Below are 19,749 nucleotides of genomic sequence, written 5' to 3'. Positions count from 1 at the left end.
ATTTTTACAATATATAAGCTGTTTTCTTGGATATATGACAAAATGGTTGATTTTCGAAGAATTTGCTATCTTCTTAAATCACCGGATTTTGACCGGAAAGTGGGTGGACATGCTCCGGATTATCCACACGGTCATTTGTCAACTTGCATCCGTAATTAAAAAGAACATTCGCATATAAATCGTATAGCTGCGAAAATGCTTCAATATTCCCCTGTTGAAACTCAACCAATAAGTATGACGCATCTCTATCTGCTGCATTTACGCAATTCATGTTGTATTGATTATTCGTAATCATGGAAAGTAAATCGTATTATTTGTTTTGCATTTTTCTTTCTGCAAACATAAAAGACATACTCCCAAAAAACTGGTAGTAATTGGTATTAGAATAGAAAAAATTGATAAATATGTTTTAAAACATAGAAAATTAGCGATCGATTCGTTTAAACCAATATATTCTGTTATTTTCTCCCGAAAGATGCAATATATAGTGGTTTTTTACCTTTATTTTATTTTCTATAATTGCGACCTTCCCTGTCACTTCATTGACAGATTTTAATTGATACAATCCCGGATCAAGAGGTATGCGTATTTCGGAATACACATCTTCTACATAAATAATAGCTCCTGTATCGGATTTTTCCAATTGATAATAGCCTTTACTTTCCGTATCAGCAATATCCATTTTCAAAGCGTCTTCCAAAAAAGAAGGATCATCGATAGACGGAAGACTCGGTAATGACCCGCCCGCCATAAAAACAGCCCATGCCATTTCAGGATAATTTTGGGCAAAATAGGTAACGGCTTTCTGCGGATACATTTTTCGATATTCCTTAACTGCTCGATAAGCGTCTTTGAATGTCACCTTCCCAACCTTCATTAATCTGGCATGTTGACGTGGGGCTAAATTTTTACCTCCTTCCGGAGCATAAAGGGATCCATTATCTTTATAATGCCAATAACGAATATCGATAATATCAACAACAGAAGCTCTAACGGAATCCGACAAAATTGCATCCTGAACATCCTTGGTTGTACTTAGTGCAATAAGCGCATCTTCACCGGTTTCTTTTTGCCATTCTCGGATTTCGTCTATCCAAAATTGAACAAAATGCAACGGACCGGTAAATTCGGCACCGGTTAACTGCACCACATTTTTATTTTCGGTAAATGCATTCAAACATTGCCTGATGTATTTTTTATGTAATTCTCTTCTTTCAGGATGGGTAATGTCATAAAACATATCGGCCATAAAAATCCTTTTATCTCCGGCAAACGGGACCGGTTCAGGAAATCCGGAAGCATTGATATTGTTGGCCGTTCGCCATGGACAATCAACCCAATGTGCGCCGGCTTCCAAGATATTGTGTTGAAAATAGTTTTCATGAAAAAGAAGGATGCCATCTTGAGCGGCCTTGTCGGCAAATTCTTTTAATCTCGACCAATACCAGGCATTGGGTTTATTTAAATCGTACTTGCTTAAGCCATCCCAGGCTGTACCTTTTCCACTGCGAGCAAAAGCTTGTTCATAAAACGGGCCCCACACGTCGCCATTTTTTCGCCTTATACGCTGATGATCATCCCTTCGTCTGTCGTACCATAAGCCATAATTATGATCGAGAACCGCAAGGTGATTTTCATTCATAAAAGCAATTACCGAGTCAATCCTGTCTGTGAGACCTAATCCTTCTCGACCGGGAACAAAACGAGTTATATGTGGCTTTGCCTTAGACAAATAATTGTTTCTCAGTTTTCCATTCCACCACGGGACTTCAATTCTTCCACCCGTTATCAAATGTTCATCTATACTTATTTTTCCTTTCTTTATTTCAATAGGATGAATTGTTTTTTGAGGTCTAACCTCAGCGATTTTTTTTAATTGTTCAATACTTTTCAGGTTATCACGATAAGAGGTAAGTAAGCATAAACTATCCTCTATCCATTTCTTCAACGTTAATTTGGGTTTATACGCTTCTTTAGCTAATTGCATGGCAAGTTCCACAGTAGGGCTACTTGTTGCATTGGTATTAACCGGAAGAATCCTTGCTCGTAGAGCGCAATCTTTACCTAAACGTTCAGCTAGCTGTGCATAGAAAAAACTTCTTGGCTGTATATGACTATTGGATTCATACCATTCACCATCACCTGAGAATTGTCCCCAACATCCATAGGCTCGATTTTTGTCTTCCGGTGAAGGCGAATAACATTTTATTTCGGCAGCGGCACATTGCCAAAACAAACTGTTTGAAGTTCCCCAACCTGCGCCGTTGATGTCTTGTCCAAGATTTTTAAAAATCAAATCATGACCGTCAATATTAACAATATCAAAGAGCAGCCCACACGCCCAGCTATCAATTGCCCCGCTATAACCAAGAGAATTCAGGGTTTCGCATTGGACAAAAGCATTGGGTCCGGCTGCACAAAATCCGGCAGCAAAATCATGCATCCCTTCTTCTGAATAACAACGCTGAAAAAGATTGAGTTGTCCCATTGTAAGAAAAGTATTCCTCCGCATCCCTCCGATTTCGGAAACAGGATTGGTTGAAATGCAATCTTCTACCGTTATTGCGGATGTTGTTGGCTGTAGAATTACGGCACTCCCTGCAAAATGGCTGAAATGAATCCGCCTGATCCAACAATCCGAAGCATTTTCCACAGAAACTGCCGTCCAGCAATGGTCTTCATCTTTCAGATTAGTCAAATCATAATCCGACTCAAGCCACAAATTTTCTATTCCGCAATTTGAAATGCGTCCCGGCCATTCATACACAAATATCTTACATGCAGCATCATTCGCATTCAAAGCCATTGTCAAGGGTGCATCAATTTCCAAGGTACTATCCTTTATATCTGTAATAGTTCTATCCCAATAAATGTCAATATCTCCTTCTTTCCATCCAAGTGCCGTAATGCCTCCGCCAAAATGATCGCAACCCAGTTTTTTTATCCAAGATACAGTAGAAGGCCTGTATATAAATACTTGATCTCCTTTTTTAAGACGAGATGCCTGATCTACGACCAAAAAACGAGAATTCACAGGCACATATTCAGAAAGAAGTGAAAGGGTATCGATATAATGCATAGTATTAAGTCCCTCGATCACAATGAAAGCATTTCGATAGACACCTTTCTTTTTCAACACGGTTTCATTTTTACCTGTTCCTCTTAAGACTACTCCCGATTTATGAATTACTAAGGGTTCATTGAGAGTGAATGTGCCTTTATCCAATAAAACAGAACCCCTGAATCCAGAAGCATCCAAGGGAAGCGTCTCAACAAAATCGATAGCTTGTTGGATCATTTGCGAGGAATTCCCTTCCTGATGTGGCACAAAAATTTTATTTTCTACCAAAGGAATATCTTTCTCTGAGTGATGATAACCACAAAAAGAAAAATCGAGGACCCTATTCCCTAAACTATCAACGTTATAGATCAATTTCCCATTATTGACATTCAAAGATGGATTCTGTGAAGCAACGAAGTAATTTGCCAATAAATAGAAAATCAGGGTTATCCATATGTTTATTTTTCGTACCAACATCCTATCGATTATTGTCTTATTTAATAAGACGATTTGAGGGAATTTATGTAATGCGATTTACGCTTATTTTTTATAAGCATTTAAATAATCACGTGGTGACAATTGGTATTTTTTCTTAAAACATTTCCCAAAATACCCTGCATCCTTAAAACCAACGGCGAAAGCAATTTCCGATATCGACATATCGGTTTTTCTCATCAGTTCAACTGCTTTATTTAATCGAATATCTTTTACAAGATCTACCGGAGCTAATCCGGTAATACTTTTCAATTTTTTGAAGAAAGCGGAACGACTTAAATTTAAACTCGACGCGATAGCATCGATATTGAAATCGCTATTATCCAGATTTTCTTCTATGATTTGACGAATCTTATTTAAAAAATCTACATCCTTTTCTATAAAATATCTCCCGAAATCATCAGAGTGCTGATCTGAATTTTCATTTTTATTCCAAAATCTTTCTCTAAATAATTTTCTTTCATTTAATAACTGCTCTATTCTTGCTATTAAATGTTTCTTACTGAATGGCTTTGTTATGTAAGCATTTGCGCCCAAATGAAGAGATCGAATCTTGATCTCCTCATCATTTTTTGCAGTAAGCAGAATTACCGGAATATGACTTATCCGAAAATCATCCCGTATTTGTTCCAACAACCCCAGTCCATCCATAATTGGCATTACCTGATCGGTGATGATCACATCGGGATAATAGAGATGAACCTTTTTCAGACCTTCTTGTCCGTCATGGGCTATATAAACATTAAATTTATCTTCTAATTGCAATTTAATCAGATTACACAGGGCTTTATTGTCTTCCACCAACAAGAGAGTAGGCAAATCGGATTGCGCCTCAGCTGTTTCCTCAATTCCGGCTTCATCATTTTCTTCCCCTTCTAAACCGGGAAAGTCTTTAACAATATCGCTAATATAAAAATCTACTTCCGAATCATTAAAATGATTTTTCCCTAAAGGAAGTTCAATTGTAAAGGCCGAACCTTTATTTTGAACGCTTTCAACTTTTATTTCACCATGATGAAGAAGAACAAGTTCTCTCGACAAAGCTAGTCCGATACCTGTTCCCTGATATACCACATTTTGAATATTGCCACCTTGTGAAAAACGTTCAAAAATTTCATCCAATTTATTTTGAGGAATTCCTATTCCCGTATCCTCAATACGTATGAAACATTGTTGGTTTTCTTCCTCAATTCCTGCAGTAATCAAAACACTCCCTCCCGATGGCGTAAATTTGAAAGCATTGGAAAGGATGTTTCTTATCACTGTTTCAAGCTTCTCCTTATCTGCCCATAGGACAATATTTTCATGCAATAAATGATAATTATAATTGATACCGTTTTCTTCTGCCAAGACTAAAAATTCATCATTAAAAGATTTTACCATCATATTCAGGTTGACAGGTGAAACATGCAGTCGCATTTTTTTGTTCTCGATTTTTCTGAAATCCAAAATCTGATTAACCAGATTCAACATCTGATTCGTACTGTTCTCCATCAGACTCACGTATTGTTTCCCTTTATCTGAAAGATTTTCGTTTTCTTTTAATTCCTGAATAGGCGCTTTTATTAATGTCAATGGCGTTCGCAATTCGTGAGAAACATTCGTAAAGAATTTTATTTTGAGATCAGAGAGCTTCTGTTCGATATAAACATCGTTTCTCATCTTTATCATGAGCGTAATAAATCGGAACAAAGCATATAAGAAAATTGTTAAAAGAAGCATATAAACAATATACGCCACAGTAGATTTCCACCACGGAGGAAGAATAGTTACATGAAGGGACCTTTCGGAATACAAAGCCGGATTGGCATCATCAATTGTTCTGACTTTAAATAAATATTCTCCCGGCGGCACATTGGTATATGAAGCAATCCTGTTTTTCCCGTTGAAATGCCACTCTTTTTCATATCCTTCCAATATGTATTGATAATTGATATGGTTTTGGTTATAGTGATTGAGTGCAGCGAATTCGATAGTAAACATGGCCTGATTATGCTTCAGCATGATTTTATCCAGATATTTGACGGAAATACTATCGGTATTCCATTCGTCGAAATCTTTGTTGGAAACTTTAATATCCACAATATAGGTGGGATAAGCTATACTGTTTGTCGTTATTTTTTGGGGATCGAATTGCAGTATGCCTTCTTTACTGCCAAACCAGATGGTTCCGTCGTTGCATCTCATAGCGCTTCCTTCTTCCATTTTTATCGAAGGGAATCCATCGTATTTATCGAAATTACGAAACATTTTTGTACTCAAATTAAACCGCGAGATCCCCATTTCGGTTGAAAGCCAGAGATTATTGTAATTATCTTCAACAATTGACAAAATAACATCACTGTTAATCCCGCTTTTTAATCCATACGATTCAAACAACGGATGTTTTTTCTCTTTCTCGTATTTCATTAGTCTATTCAGGCCTCCACCAAAAACACTCACCCAAATCTGACCATTTTTATCTTTATACAAACAGTAAACGTCGTCATTATTAATACTTAAATTATTCCGATATATTTCGAAATCTATATTATCAGATGAATCGAAATCTCCTTCGAAAGACATCAATCCATCACTTGTTCCTACCCATATTCTACCATCCTTATCCTCAACAATATTTCTAACTTCCATATATTGTCCGTATTCAGGATATTTCGAAAAACTGTTGTATTTATGTTTAAATATTACACGCTCATCTTCTTCCTGCAACAGATTTAACCCACCTCCAAAAGCACCTACCCATATTCTTCCTTTGTTGTCCTGATAAGTATAATAAATATCGTTTCCGCTGATTGATGACGCAAGTGCCGGATTATGAATAAACCTTTTAAATTGAAAACCCAGTGGATTTGTTTTGTCAGGAACGGCACATAGGAGTCCTTGACCTTTTGTTGCAAACCACAAGCGTCCTTGCCTATCCTGCATGATATGATATACATTACCGATAGGATAATTATCCCGCGAAAAGCGATGTTTTAATTTTCCACTTTTACCGAAATGAAAAACTTCCGACATCCGAGTAGCAATCCATATGTCCCCATTTTCTTCTTGAAAAAGGGCTTTCACCCCCACCGAATAAATTCCCGCTTTGTCGCTATTCCCAATGTAAGCAGGACTAACTAAATGAAACTGTTGCTTAGGAAAACTAACCCTAAAAATGCCTTCGTCATAGGAAGTAAACCATAAAATTCCGTTATTATCGAATAAAAGATTCGATAGCTTCTTTAAAGAAATACCTTTATCGGGTTGATCCTCAAGCCCATTCATTTTCATATATTCACGATCAATCTGAACAATCGCACCAGACCTGGTTAAAAAAAACATCCCCAACTCTTTGCCATCCTGCCAAGTAACCTCTTCATTAATAATTGTTCCCTCAGGAAATGTATATACTTGAGCATGATTTTTCTTCGAGTCGTACGATATGACTTTATTTTCGGCTGTAACAAACCATATCAAACCATAGCTATCACAAAATGAATTCGTGATGGTTAGCGAAGTCGAAATAAAAACAGAACGAGTTGAATTGGAATTCAAATCGCAACAATAAATTCCATTATTTTTTACCGCAATATAGAGCTTAGACTTATCGACCAGTAAATTTTGAATTTCTCCTAATCCGCTCAATTGATCGAAGAGTTCAATATCTCCATTGTTCAAATTTATGCTGAAAACATTCCCTTTTTGATCTCCCAACCAGAACACATCATTCATAAAACAAAAAGATGTATAAGGTGAAACGGAAATTTTGGATAGTTTTTGAGTAATATAATGAGCAGCTTCTTTTTCCAATAGTTGATTTTTCCGACACGAAATAATGGAAAAATCTACCCCAACCCAATTGATGAATTCTTTGCTTTCATGAAAAATGTTATGCGTTAATTTTGAATTAGCCGTTTCAATATCGGAACGATACAATAAAACCACTGTTGCACGTGCATCTTTTGTAGGCGAAGCCAGCAACAGATCTTTATCTTTGGTTAACAAAAGAAATTTCCCATCGTTTGTTTCGGAGATTTTAATGACCTGAGCATTCACTGAAAATTCTTTCGGCAGTTCATTAGAAAGGGAATAAAACTGTTCTTTCTTTTTATCGAATATATACAACTTGTGATCGATAGTCTTCACCCAAAGATTACCATATTTATCTTCAGCTATATGCTGTATCTTACGAGGCGGTATAGTTGCTTGATACTTGTTTCTACTATTATATGTTTTGAACTTTACACCATCGAAACTGCATAGGCCATACCATGTGCCAAACCATAAAAAACCATCTGAAGATTTCAAGGCACAATGAACGGTTTCATGCGGAACACCATCATCAGTAGAATAATGTTCAACAATAATATTGCCATTTGCAAAAAAAGAACAAATGAAAAACAAGCCAATAAACAAAAAAGTCAATCTCTTCATCTTATTCATCTTCCCCTGAAAGGAATTCCTCATCATTTTTTTTAGTCACCACTCGACCAACAAAAAATCCAACGATAAATATAAGCATTGTTCCGAAAACTATCGCCAGATAATGATGAAATAATGTCTGACCACTCAGTGTCATCCAAGCAATTAACACAACGCCACAGACAACGCCGATTAAAGCATGAACACTTTTTGCTTTACGGGAAAGATATCCCAATAAAAACAGCCCCAACATTCCTCCACTAAAAATTGATGCCATACCCCACCATGCATCCAACGCGCTCTTCACCGACATCATAGCTAAGCCAATGCCAATTCCCAATAATCCCAAAATAAAAGACATGGTATATAAAATAACCATTTTCTTTTTCTCCGAAATATCTTTTTTTCCATGTTCAAAAAAATCGGTTAATATAATAGTTGCCGAGCTGTTTATACTCGTAGAAATCGTGCTCATACCAGCCGAAAATATAGCCGCAATCAACAATCCGGTAACTCCAACGGGTAACCCGTTTACAATGAAATATGGAAACACCTGATCTCCTGTAATATATTCAGGCAATAATCCGGGTTGAACCTTATAATAGACAAATAAAGCTGTGCCGATGATAAAAAACAAAAAACTGACAGGCAAATACAATAATCCTCCAAACAAGGCAGAAAAACGGGCATTTTTTTCATCCTTTGCACTTTTGTAGCGTTGAACGTAATTCTGATCAATGCCATAATTTTGCAGGTTGATAAATAACCCATAAAATAGCGTGACCCAGAAAGTGGGCATATTCAGCTCACAATTAAAAGAGCCTAAAGAAAATTTATCGAATTCTTTTCCTACTGCAAAAAACTGACTCATCCCCTCCGGTAATGAAATGAGTAAAACAATGGCGCTAACCAATGCTCCGACAATCAAAATTAAACCCTGAATGGCATCCGTCCATATCACGGCTTTTATTCCACCTAATACGGAATAAATAACAACACACAACCCTGTAATGATGATAATTGAAGAGATGCTCCATCCAAGCATGAAATGTAAGGCTAATGCCAACAAAAAAAGCACAGAACCTATGCGGGCAACTTGAGTTAACAAATAACACACAGCAGCATAGGCTCTCGCCCAATATCCAAACCTTTCCTCCAAAAAACTGTATGCAGAAACACTGCTTATTTTTCGATAAAAGGGAACAAAATAGTTACTGGCAACGATAGATGCTATGGGAATGGAAAGACTAAACACAAATGAATTCCAATTTCCCGAATAAGCACTTCCCGGTAACCCCAAAAAACTTATACTGCTCACATAAGTAGCAAAAATAGACATGCCAACAATAAAACCCGGCACGTTACCTCCAGCTTTCGTATAATCGGATACATCTTTATTTTTACGAAAAAAAGATACCCCAAAAAGTACGGTTCCAAGTGTAAAAACCAGGAATATAACGATATCCAATATATGAATCTGCATCATCTTTTTACCATCTGCGCTTAGCAATTCATATTACTACAAGATCATTTTCCCTTCAATTGTCTCCATCCGATCGGCTAAAATATTTCTTTCTTTTTGTTCGAATTTGTTGAAAGGCTCCGACATGTAATCGCTACAAATTCCTTTTAAATTCAATGCCGTTTTTAATCCTTTCAAATAACTCGATCCGTATTTACCTACCGTATAGAGCGAATTACTGATTTCCATTACTAACGACTGCAATTGTTGAATGACTTCCATGTTTTTTGTTAAAGCCGCCTCATAAAGCTTCACATAAAGCTCAGGGTAAAGATTTGCTCCACCATTTACTCCTCCATGGCCTCCCATCAGTACCATTTCCGCCATCATTTCTTCAGGTCCTACAAACAGGGTAAAAGGCTTATTTTTAAAAGAATAAAGCAACTTCTGGAAATATACACCATTTGCAGAACTATCTTTTAAACCGATAATTTTCGGATTTTCGGCCAATTCAAGAACCGTCTGATGTTCGATATATATTTTCACATTGGCCGGCATGTTGTATAAAAATAACGGTAAATCAATTTTTGAAACCAAACGTGTATAGTATTGGATAAGTTCAACTTGTCCGGGGATATAGTAATAAGGCGGTGCGGCAACCACGGCATCGGCTCCACATCGTGCAGCATAAGCTGCTAATCGGGCACTTTCGTCGATACATGTATCAGAAATTCCCACTAAAACAGGAACTCTTGAACCTACTTTTTCGCACGTAGCTTTTATTAATTTTCTCCTTAACTCGTAACTCAAGTTTTGCGCTTCTCCGGTGGTCCCAAGCAAAAAAATTCCTGACACACCTCCTTTAATAACGTGGGTTATTAAATTATCCAATCCCTCGAAGTCCAATACATTGTCATTCAATAACGGAGTGACCAGAGGAACGATAATTCCCCTCAACGGATTATTATGTTTTTGAATCATATACTCTATTAATAAAAATTTATCTAAAAAACCCTTCTTTTACGATTTTCACATATGGAATTCATCAATCAATTTTACCATACGATTCGAATAAATTAAAACCTTATTCGGACATGTTTTTAATATAAGGCAGGGAAACAAGATCGGTGAAGCCGTAAAATTTCTCGGCATTCGATCGGAGGAACTTCCGTTTTTCCTCTTCGTCAAGAAGGTCGCTTTTCAAAACAAAATCGTAAGACATACGATAGGTAATAGCCGTGATCGTACGCGGATAGTCCGAACCCCACATCAGTTTATCCATCCCTACCAGCGATGCGGCTTCCCTAATTGCCCAGACAGCTCCTTTAAACGGATAAAATTCATCGTTAAACAGCCAGGTAATCCCTCCCGATTCAATCATCACATTTTTGTTCCTTGCCAACTTGATCTGTTCCTGCCAGTCGGGATAGGTGACCATCCCGAAATGGCCTACGGCTATTTTCAAGTCGGGACATTCGCCGATGATTTCCTTCATCTCCCCAACTTGTGATGTTCCCTCTTCCAAATCTATCGAAAGAAAAACGCCCTTCTCTTCCATCAGTTTGAACATCTGCATCATCTCGTCCGCAGTCAAGAATATTCTTCCCCCAGGCAATGAAAAACGATTAGCCGGTAGTTTGATTCCTTTGAATCCTTTTTCGATGAGTGCTCGTGCATGTTCCAAATACCCTTTCTTGCGGACATCAACCATGCCGCAACAAAGGAAACGGTCAGGATACTTATGTTGAACCTCCCATAAATAATCGTTTTGAAGTCCGTCGATATATTCTTGTGTGATAACGGCAGCCGACACCCGGGCATAATCCATATTCGACAAAAAAATTTCCGCCGTATTCCGCCCGTCTATCATGAAAGGTGGCAACATTTGACGGATTTCGCCCATGAACAACGATTTACCGTTGTCCAGAGTTTGAATCTTCTGTTCATTTACTTCCGTATCCTGTCTAAGCCAAAGATGCGCATGGGCATCAATTATCGTATAATCCATCCTGTTTTAAAATTCGATTAGTATCCTAAAGACTTTACCGGGATTTGTTGCCCAGTATTCCAAAGCTTCACCGGCTTTTTCGGGCGGATAAATGGCGCTGATGAAGGTTTCAGATATGTTGTTACGTTTGAAATATTGAACCACAGCCCTGAAATCAACGGGTAAGGCATTGCGCGATCCCCTGATGTCTAATTCCTTCGATACAAAATATTTTGTATCGAAAGCGACCTCCGATTTGGCATATCCAATACAAACGACTCTTCCCGTAAAAGCAACTTCATCGACAGCCATCCGGTAAGTTATCGGCGATCCTACGGCTTCGATTATCACATCGGCGCCCATGTCCTGTGTGATATCCGATAACCGTTCATGCACCTTCTCCGATTTAGAGTTGATACCATATCCTGCTCCCAACTTTTTGGCAATTCCCAGTTTTTCGTCATCCACATCAACAGCTATCACACGTGCTCCCCGGATGACCGACCGCACTATCGCTCCCATGCCGACCATACCGCAACCAATAACCATCACGGTGTCGGTATCGGCAACTTCTGCCCTCGATACGGCATGAAACCCCACGCTCATAGGTTCCACCAACGCCAGGGTACGTACGTTAATTTTATCGTCCGCAATGATCTTTTCCCATGGCACGGCAAGGTATTCGCACATGGCTCCGTCGCGTTGAACGCCAAGAGTTTGATTATACCTGCAGGCATTAGGCCTTCCGTTGCGGCAAGAAGAACAATACCCGCAATGAGTATATGGATTTACTGTGCAAGCCATCCCTTTCTTTATAACATCCGGAACGCCTTCCGCTACTTCTTCCACTACAGCTCCGATCTCGTGACCGGGAATCACGGGTAATTTTACCATGGGGTTATTCCCCAGGAAAGTATTCAAATCGGATCCGCAAAAACCAACATAACGAATTTTCAGTAATACCTCTCCTTTTTGGAGAACAGGCTTTTCTTTTTCTATAAGGGAAACTTTTCCGTTTCCGGAAATGTGCACTGCTTTCATCTTGTTCATCTTTTAACTGTTTAACCAGGTATCCCGAAAACGGGGTTCCAGTATTTTTCTTACCTCCTCCAGTAATTCCTCATCCATGGGTTCTTCAATCCAGCGAATATTATCAAGTACCGCCGAAGGACGTGTAGTACTGAATAAAGTGGTGGTTATTCTTGGATTGGAAACGACATATTGAATGGCCAGTTTTTCGATACTTTTCCCTTTGCTCTTACAATATTCTGCCGCTTTTCTGCATACATCTTGCAGCGGTTTGGGTGCAGGATGCCATGCCGGTGCTCCTCTTTCGGTCAACAGCCCCATAGCAAAAGGGGAGGCATTGATGACACCCACTTCGTGTTCCTCAAAAAAATCGAGATAATCAGCCAATGAATCATCCTGCAAGGTATAATGGCAGAAAGACAAAACACTTTCTACCGTTCCGGCCGGTACATGATTGATCACGTACACAAAATGACGAAGCGTCAGATTGGTGATCCCCACATGATTAACGATGCCTTTCCCTTTCAATTCCACCAACGCGGGAAGAGTTTCGTTGCACACCATTTCCAAATCGGCAAACTCAATATCGTGCACGTTGATCAAGTCGATATAATCCACATGCAGTCTTTCCATGCTTTCGTATACGCTTTCTTGCGCTCTTTTAGCCGAATAGTCCCAGTAATTTTTGCCGTCATCACCGTATCGGCCCACTTTGGTGGAAAGATAATAACGCGACCGTTCAATGTTTTTCAAAGCTTTGCCCAGCACCTGTTCGGCTTTGTAATAACCGTAATAGGGTGAAACATCGATAAAATTGATCCCGTTATCGAGTGCCGTATGTACAGCCCGGATGCCTTCTTCTTCTTTTAACGAATGGAAAACTCCTCCAAGCGATGAGGCTCCAAAACCCAAAACGGACAGCTTCATCCCTGTCTTGCCCAATGACCTGTATTCCATAAATTTACTCCTTACCTAATTCGTTATTCCTTTTTGAATTTTTCTCCAAACTCTCTTTGTTGTCGTTCAACTTCCTTTAATGCCTTTTCTTTTTCCTCTGGTGTAAGTTGCTGCTTACCATCTTCGGGAGAATGGCTTTTGTCATCCAACATAAAATTCTCATTATCCTCCAGATAACATAAAACCTGTTTAGGAGGCACACTTTCAATAACAATCTCTGCCGATGCCGGCGTGTGTACACCCTCAAAGAGAGGACGTGCCTTTACGGTTATTTTTCCGGCTTTTTTGGTTGAGCGAATCAATACCGGCGCAGAACCAAACTCCACTGCTCGCGGGTTAGCACCTATCTGAGCATCACCGATAATGGTACCTTCGCCTTCAACCGAAAAAAGAACATTCTCCTTGGCCAATCTTCTTACATTTCCATTATCATCAGTAACTTCGGCTATGACTACAGCAAAATCCGACCCGTCGGCAATCAACGATTGTCCTTCATGATCCAATATCAATCGAAGTTTTGTCGAACGTCTTGATGGCATCCGCTTATGTGTTGCCACAACTTTTCCATTTATGATTCCTTCGGCAACAAAATTCACCTTTTGCCAATTCTTTTGTACATACGTATATTCTCTCATTTCCCAAAAATCGAAAACATCCTTAAACACAACAGGCACGTTTGGAATGCCTTTTTCTTCATGAATAACTTTCTGAATCAGTGTATCTTTTTCATAAGAAATTAAACGAACCGAATCGCAATTGGTAAAGACAACAATATCGGAATCAGAAAAAGGAGTAATTTCGTGTGCAATATAAACCATCGGACCTACATCTGCCACGGGATGAACAGCTTTGGCATCAACCTGACTTTTAAACATATAGAAAGCGTACTTGGGTTGACGGAAACAATCATATATTCCACCCCAATACGGATCGGGATGATAGCCCCGTTGATGGTCAAAAGGATGCCAATGCGCTCCACCGATAAATTGACCGGTGGTTCTAAACATATTCCCATAAGACTGTGCCAAAGAAAGTGCTTGCACCAACTGGGGGTGCTCGCCCCAATTGCGCGATGCCCTATTATTGGCATTATGGGCATACCAATCATCTACATTCTCACCGAATTCTCTGGTAAAAATACATTGTTCGACTTTCCCCTCGTCGTCCGGCCATCCATAGACCAATCCGTAATGTTCCGCTATACCTGCCGAATGCAAATCGCCGGCAGCTACCGGGGCACCAGGATAAGGATATTCTTCTTTGGTGGCTTGCAAAGCAGATAAAGAAAAATCAAGGGGGAAGCGGGTTTCATTCAAAATAGGCTCCCAAACCAAAACGGAAGAATGATTACGGTCTCTTCGGATCATCTGACGTGTATTCTCATTTGCAAGCCGTGCAAATTCGGGATCTTTGTTCCAATATTGCCAACCGGGTGTAGCCACGATAACAAACATACCCAATTCGTCACAAGCATCCATGAAAGCCGGATCTTGGGGATAATGAGCCGAGCGTACGATTTCGCAACCGGCATCACGCAACTTTTTGGCGTCTCTCCACTGCTGAGAATTTGGAAGCGCATTCCCAACATAACCGAAATCTTGATGACGATTGGCTCCTACTAACTGTCCATAAGGTTTTCCATTCAGATAAAATCCCTCCTTTCCTCTGAACTCCGCTTTTCGTATCCCGATTCTCAGAGTGCCTCCATCCAACGAGTTTTCCCCCTCCATTACCCGTAAATTCAGGCGATATAAATAAGGATCACGTGGAGACCATAAATGTGGATGTCGCACTCTCATTTTTTGGTAAACGGTTTTTGTTTCGCCTTTCCCTAAGGTTAATCGTTTTTTTTCTTTTTTTATCATTTTCCCGGAATGATCGCAAAGTTCAGTTATCAGATAAACGTCCCTTTTGCTCTTATCGGAATTCTTTATCTCCGTATCGATAAAAATATCAGCACTTTCCTCGCTGATATTGTCGTAGTGAACAAATACACCTCCTCCTGCCACTTTATTGGCTTCAATGGCATCTGTAATAGCTACGGGAGATTTTGCAATAAGCCATACATCCCGATAAATACCGCCATGATACGCAAAATCGAGGGCATATTGAGGCTTTCCGGGCGGATAACTACCATCATCACTATTATCGGCAAAAACGGCAATCAGACAAGTATCGCCACCCTGCACTCCGGCATCTGTAAGTGAAACACTAAAAGGTAAATATCCTCCTAAATGGGTTTTTATCTTTTTGCCGTTTATATACACAGTGGATTTCCCCATTACCGCCTCAAAATACAAAGATACATCTCTCTCTTTCAAGGATTTATCCAAGATAAAATGCTTTCTATACCATACAGGTCCCTGATAGTTCTTTCCACCGCTGCCTTCGGCAGGGATCAATGATACAGTGTGAGGAGTAGAAACGATTTCCCATCCGGAATCATCCAAATCGGGCGATTCACCATTTTTTACATCCCCTTTAAAATAACGCCAACCGGGATTAAAATTAGAGATCATCCTTCCGCTACCCGGTAATTCAAAAAATCCGGCTATTGATATTTCAGGATTATAGGCATTCACCTGAACATGAGATAAAAACAATCCTATTAAAGCCAAGATAAAAATAATAAAATGAGATTTCATATTTTCAATTTTGAATACAGTTTACGATATCTTTTGATCTGCAGGAAGGAGAAACAATCAGGTTGTGCAATTTTCCGTCAACCAGGCGGGCTTCTACGGTTGTGCCTTTATCTACATGCAATTTGAAGTGCACATCCCATTCTTTAGGCCACGCGGGAAACAGATAAATACTATCTTCAACAGTTTGCACCAACATTTCCTGCAAACCGATCATACCACTTCCTCCCCAATTGTGATCGGGAGCCCAATCGAAACCCGGTCCCCAGAAAGCAGGAAACCGAAAAGGACCATCTGCCATCTTTAAAAGAGTGAGTTCTTTAGCTTCTTCAGTTAAGCCCAGACAAGCAGCAAAAATATTATCCTGTTTCCAGCCCACATGACTCCTAAATTTCACAACGTCGAGATCATGATAATAGGTATTGACAGCCACATCCAAATCTTCCTTCCCTATACTATAGACGCGCCAGGGAAAAACCGGATACAGCTGTGGTGATTCTTCGTTGTTTATCCTTTCCCACAATTTCGCCGGGGCAATCATTTTTTTTCCATTTCTTGTTGTTAAGGATAATGGAGGGATGCGCGACAACATCTTCGTCCATCTATCCTTTTCTTCCAAATCCTCCGATAAATCAATCATCTTTTCCAGAACGACTTTCAAGGCCGAAACAGTGGATGATGCATTATACGCCATTTTATAGGTCTCGCAGGCAGAGCCCGGATATAGCACAAGATGGCCGTTCTGATCAAGCGATTTTATTCCTCGTCTTTCTGCCAGCCATCGATAATGCTCATCAAAAAAAGTGAGACAACTTTTTATTAGGGGCAGATAAGCAGCAATGTCTGCATCACAATATCTTTTCGTTTCCAGGATCATCAAACAAAATTCAAGCACCGTATCCCATTGATATTCCAACCACGCATTGTATTCGACTCCTTTGTCGAAATATTCGGGCCTTTTCCATCCGTATTCTGTTGGATTGGGAAGTCCAAAATTTTCCAATTGTTCGGTAAAACAGGCACCTTCATGTCCCCAATAGATCTTGGTCCTTGTTTCTGCATTTTTGAGTAGGCGCAAATAAAAATCGAATTGAGGCTTCATCATGTCGAAATCGCCACTTTTCAACATCGGAAAATGCACCAAACGTTGGTTTTGAGCGGTAAAAGTACCACCTCCCCACTTTCTATAATCAGGCGTAAAAAATTGAGCGGTATCGACAAAACAAGGATCGAAGGTGAATAATCCACCGTTAAATTTTGTGGGATACGAGCCATAAGCATTGCAACCCAACATATAACGAAAAAGCTGATAATTTCTCCCTATCTTCCATGGGGAAAAATCTTGATTATCCTTGTCAATCAAAACGAAACTCCTCTCCCAGAAATCACTCCACCATTGTTGAGTTTCTCTTTTTGCCGAAGGATTGTATGCCTCGACAAGTATTGAATCCAAATCTTCTTTCCATTCACTTAAAAAATTCTCCTGAGCAGTATGTAAGGCAATATACACATGATGATAAGTCGAAGATTTAACGCTCTTCAACGACCAATACTTGAAATCTGTATCTGCATATCTGCCTGTTCCCGATCGATTGTATTCTAAATAATCACCCCACAATTTTCCTCCAAATATAAGTTTTTCCAGGGGATTATACAAGGTACTTTTGACGGCTTCCAACCCTTGTTGAGCAACAGTTTTGTCGAAAATATTCGGGGAATCGTTTTTATGAAAAAAACAAACAGCGTCGTTTTCAATAACGACACTATCTTTTCGGGTAACCAGTCCTTCGGGAATAACCCATTTATATGAAGTCGCATTCCCCTCTCCTTTTCTTATAGGCCGATCCTCATACCTCCAGTTTTCATAAAAAACCTCGATATCAAAGGGAGTAACACCGGCTATTTCCACATGAATCAACGGACGAAAAACATCTACCCATATCTGCATTTCTGTTCCTCCACCTTTGATTTCGACACAGCCTTTTTCGAGTTTCAGCTCTTGTGCAAAATCTCGACTACCGAAAGGATTCGGTGATAATTTTATCCGAATCCGTCCGAATTTCAGAAAACTGTTGTTTTCGTCAAACGATCCGCTCCGACAAAAATAAAACAGCACATCGTTTTGTTCAACCCAAACATTCAAACCAATATCTCCTCCTCCGCAAGGCATAGACTCATGTGAACCTTTACTTTGAGATGTCCACAAGAGGTTGTAACGATCAACTCGGCTATTATTCGCAAAAACCGAATGACAAAGAATCAAAGATAAAAATGAAAATGCGAAAAGCAGTATTTTATTTGTCATTACCAATCATCTGTTCTAAAAGAAGAAACGGGTAATCCTTCCGTTCCATAAAGATCCCCTTCAACATAATTTTCAAAAGCATATCTTACAGCAACCGGATGCTTAACAGCTTCAGATCTAACATATACCTTGCTTCTGTTGATCCAAGCATCCGCCGGATAGAATTTTTTGTCCAACCCTGCCATTTTAAAGTTTTCCAGATCCCCCTTCGGTGCAGTGAGCCACATTTCGGCTCTGTCAAAACTCAATATCGCAGTATCCCCTTTAATGGTCATGTCTTTATAAACGGGCGAATCAGCAACAATACCACCAATCCGATAGGTTTTTGCAAAAGCCAATAATGCCAACCGTTCACCGGCTATCTGTTTTTTAGGAGGATGAATACCTTTTTCAAGACCGGCATCTAACAAAACGGCCATTCCGGAATTTTCAATTCTGTTTTCTGCTTTCAACTGAGCCTCTCGAAGATAAGCTGAATTGATAACCTCTTCTCCATGCGGGGTAATTAACCTATAATCGTAAGGGGCAATCTGGCAATAATAAAATGGAAAAACGCCTTGATTCCATTTCATCCGCCATCCATTGACCATCGCAACAAGCAAATCTGCATAAGAGGTATAGCGATCATAATTGGATTCTCCTTGATACCAAATCACTCCTTTTATGGCAAAACCCACCAAAGGAGCAATCATGCCATTGAAAAGCGTAGTAGGTGTTCTATTCTTTTCTTTGATATCTTCTTCGGTTTGAGGTAATTTAATTCCGGGAAACGACTGCAACATATCCCGGTCCATCCATGATTCGATGGGAGAACCACCCCACGATGAACAGATAAGCCCGACTGGAACCTTTAAAATTTCCTGAAGCAAACGCCCAAAATAATAAGCAGTTGCGCTAAATTCACTCACCGATACCGGATTTGCAGTTTGCCATTCCCCTTCTACATCTTCCTGCGCTGCCAAGGTAGAATGGCGTTTAACCGTAAAAAGTCGCAATTGGGAATTTGTGGATTTCAATATATCCATGTTAGAGCCTTCAACCGGCTGATTCTTGAATCCCTTCATCGGCATTTCCATATTCGACTGGCCGGAACAAAGCCACACTTCACCTACCCACACATCGTGCAAAGTAAGTGAATCGTTTCCTTCAGAAAAAACGATGAAATATGGTCCACCTGCTTGAGGCGTTTTTAATTGAATTCGCCATCGACCTTCTTTATCAGCTTTTGTCGAATAATTCATATTGTCCCACGATGCTCGTACCGTTATTGTCTTACCCGACAAAGCTTTTCCCCATAGTGAAGCACTCGTTTGCTGCTGAAGTACCATCCCCTCTGAAATAAATGCGGGCAAAGAAATTTTTGCATGCATAGCATACGGAAAAACAAAAAAAACACATACCAAGAAA

Annotated in this window: 11 protein-coding genes; all 11 read right to left on the bottom strand. The window is 39.6% G+C overall.

The window, feature by feature from the left end; all coding sequences use genetic code 11:
- Window positions 1-73 precede the first annotated feature (73 nt).
- Window positions 74-295 carry an RNA polymerase sigma factor gene (locus tag OLM34_RS11485; RefSeq protein ID WP_264406822.1) on the bottom strand — a complete coding sequence of 74 codons (222 nt, stop codon included), beginning with the start codon at window positions 293-295 and terminating at the stop codon, window positions 74-76.
- A 129-nt stretch (window positions 296-424) separates the two neighbouring features.
- Window positions 425-3,523 (bottom strand): DUF6298 domain-containing protein, encoded by a 3,099-nt coding sequence (locus OLM34_RS09250; protein ID WP_264406829.1) that lies wholly within the window; start codon window positions 3,521-3,523, stop codon window positions 425-427.
- A 78-nt stretch (window positions 3,524-3,601) separates the two neighbouring features.
- The gene (locus OLM34_RS09245; protein WP_264406828.1) at window positions 3,602-7,972 is read right to left on the bottom strand and encodes a hybrid sensor histidine kinase/response regulator transcription factor; all 4,371 of its coding nucleotides are present in this window, start codon (window positions 7,970-7,972) and stop codon (window positions 3,602-3,604) included.
- A gap of 1 nt (window position 7,973) precedes the next feature.
- Window positions 7,974-9,437: a sodium:solute symporter family protein gene (locus OLM34_RS09240; protein WP_264406827.1), complete on the bottom strand. Its 1,464-nt coding sequence runs from the start codon at window positions 9,435-9,437 to the stop codon at window positions 7,974-7,976.
- A gap of 42 nt (window positions 9,438-9,479) precedes the next feature.
- Window positions 9,480-10,403, bottom strand: a complete 924-nt coding sequence (locus OLM34_RS09235; protein WP_264406820.1) for a dihydrodipicolinate synthase family protein — start codon at window positions 10,401-10,403, stop codon at window positions 9,480-9,482.
- 103 nt (window positions 10,404-10,506) lie between these two features.
- On the bottom strand, window positions 10,507-11,430 hold the full coding sequence (locus tag OLM34_RS09230; protein WP_264406819.1) for an amidohydrolase family protein: 924 nt from the start codon (window positions 11,428-11,430) through the stop codon (window positions 10,507-10,509).
- 6 nt (window positions 11,431-11,436) lie between these two features.
- Complete coding sequence (locus tag OLM34_RS09225) at window positions 11,437-12,450, bottom strand: zinc-binding alcohol dehydrogenase family protein (RefSeq protein WP_264406818.1); 1,014 nt, start codon at window positions 12,448-12,450, stop codon at window positions 11,437-11,439.
- Between the two features lie 12 nt (window positions 12,451-12,462).
- Window positions 12,463-13,395, bottom strand: a complete 933-nt coding sequence (locus OLM34_RS09220; RefSeq protein ID WP_264406817.1) for an aldo/keto reductase — start codon at window positions 13,393-13,395, stop codon at window positions 12,463-12,465.
- Window positions 13,396-13,418: 23 nt separating this feature from the next.
- Window positions 13,419-16,040 carry a glycoside hydrolase family 2 protein gene (locus OLM34_RS09215; RefSeq protein ID WP_264406816.1) on the bottom strand — a complete coding sequence of 874 codons (2,622 nt, stop codon included), beginning with the start codon at window positions 16,038-16,040 and terminating at the stop codon, window positions 13,419-13,421.
- 4 nt (window positions 16,041-16,044) lie between these two features.
- Window positions 16,045-18,342, bottom strand: coding sequence for a DUF5703 domain-containing protein (locus tag OLM34_RS09210; RefSeq protein WP_264406814.1), 2,298 nt, complete (start codon window positions 18,340-18,342; stop codon window positions 16,045-16,047).
- Complete coding sequence (locus OLM34_RS09205; RefSeq protein ID WP_413777216.1) at window positions 18,342-19,712, bottom strand: sialate O-acetylesterase; 1,371 nt, start codon at window positions 19,710-19,712, stop codon at window positions 18,342-18,344. Before OLM34_RS09205 ends, OLM34_RS09210 begins: the two co-directional genes overlap by 1 nt.
- Between the last annotated feature and the right edge of the window lie 37 nt (window positions 19,713-19,749).

The sequence above is a fragment of the Anaerorudis cellulosivorans genome, from assembly GCF_025943985.1.
Taxonomy (GTDB): Bacteria; Bacteroidota; Bacteroidia; order Bacteroidales; family Dysgonomonadaceae; genus Anaerorudis; species Anaerorudis cellulosivorans.
The sequence above is the reverse complement of the archived record's forward strand: the minus strand, read 5'-3'. Positions and strand labels throughout refer to the sequence as shown.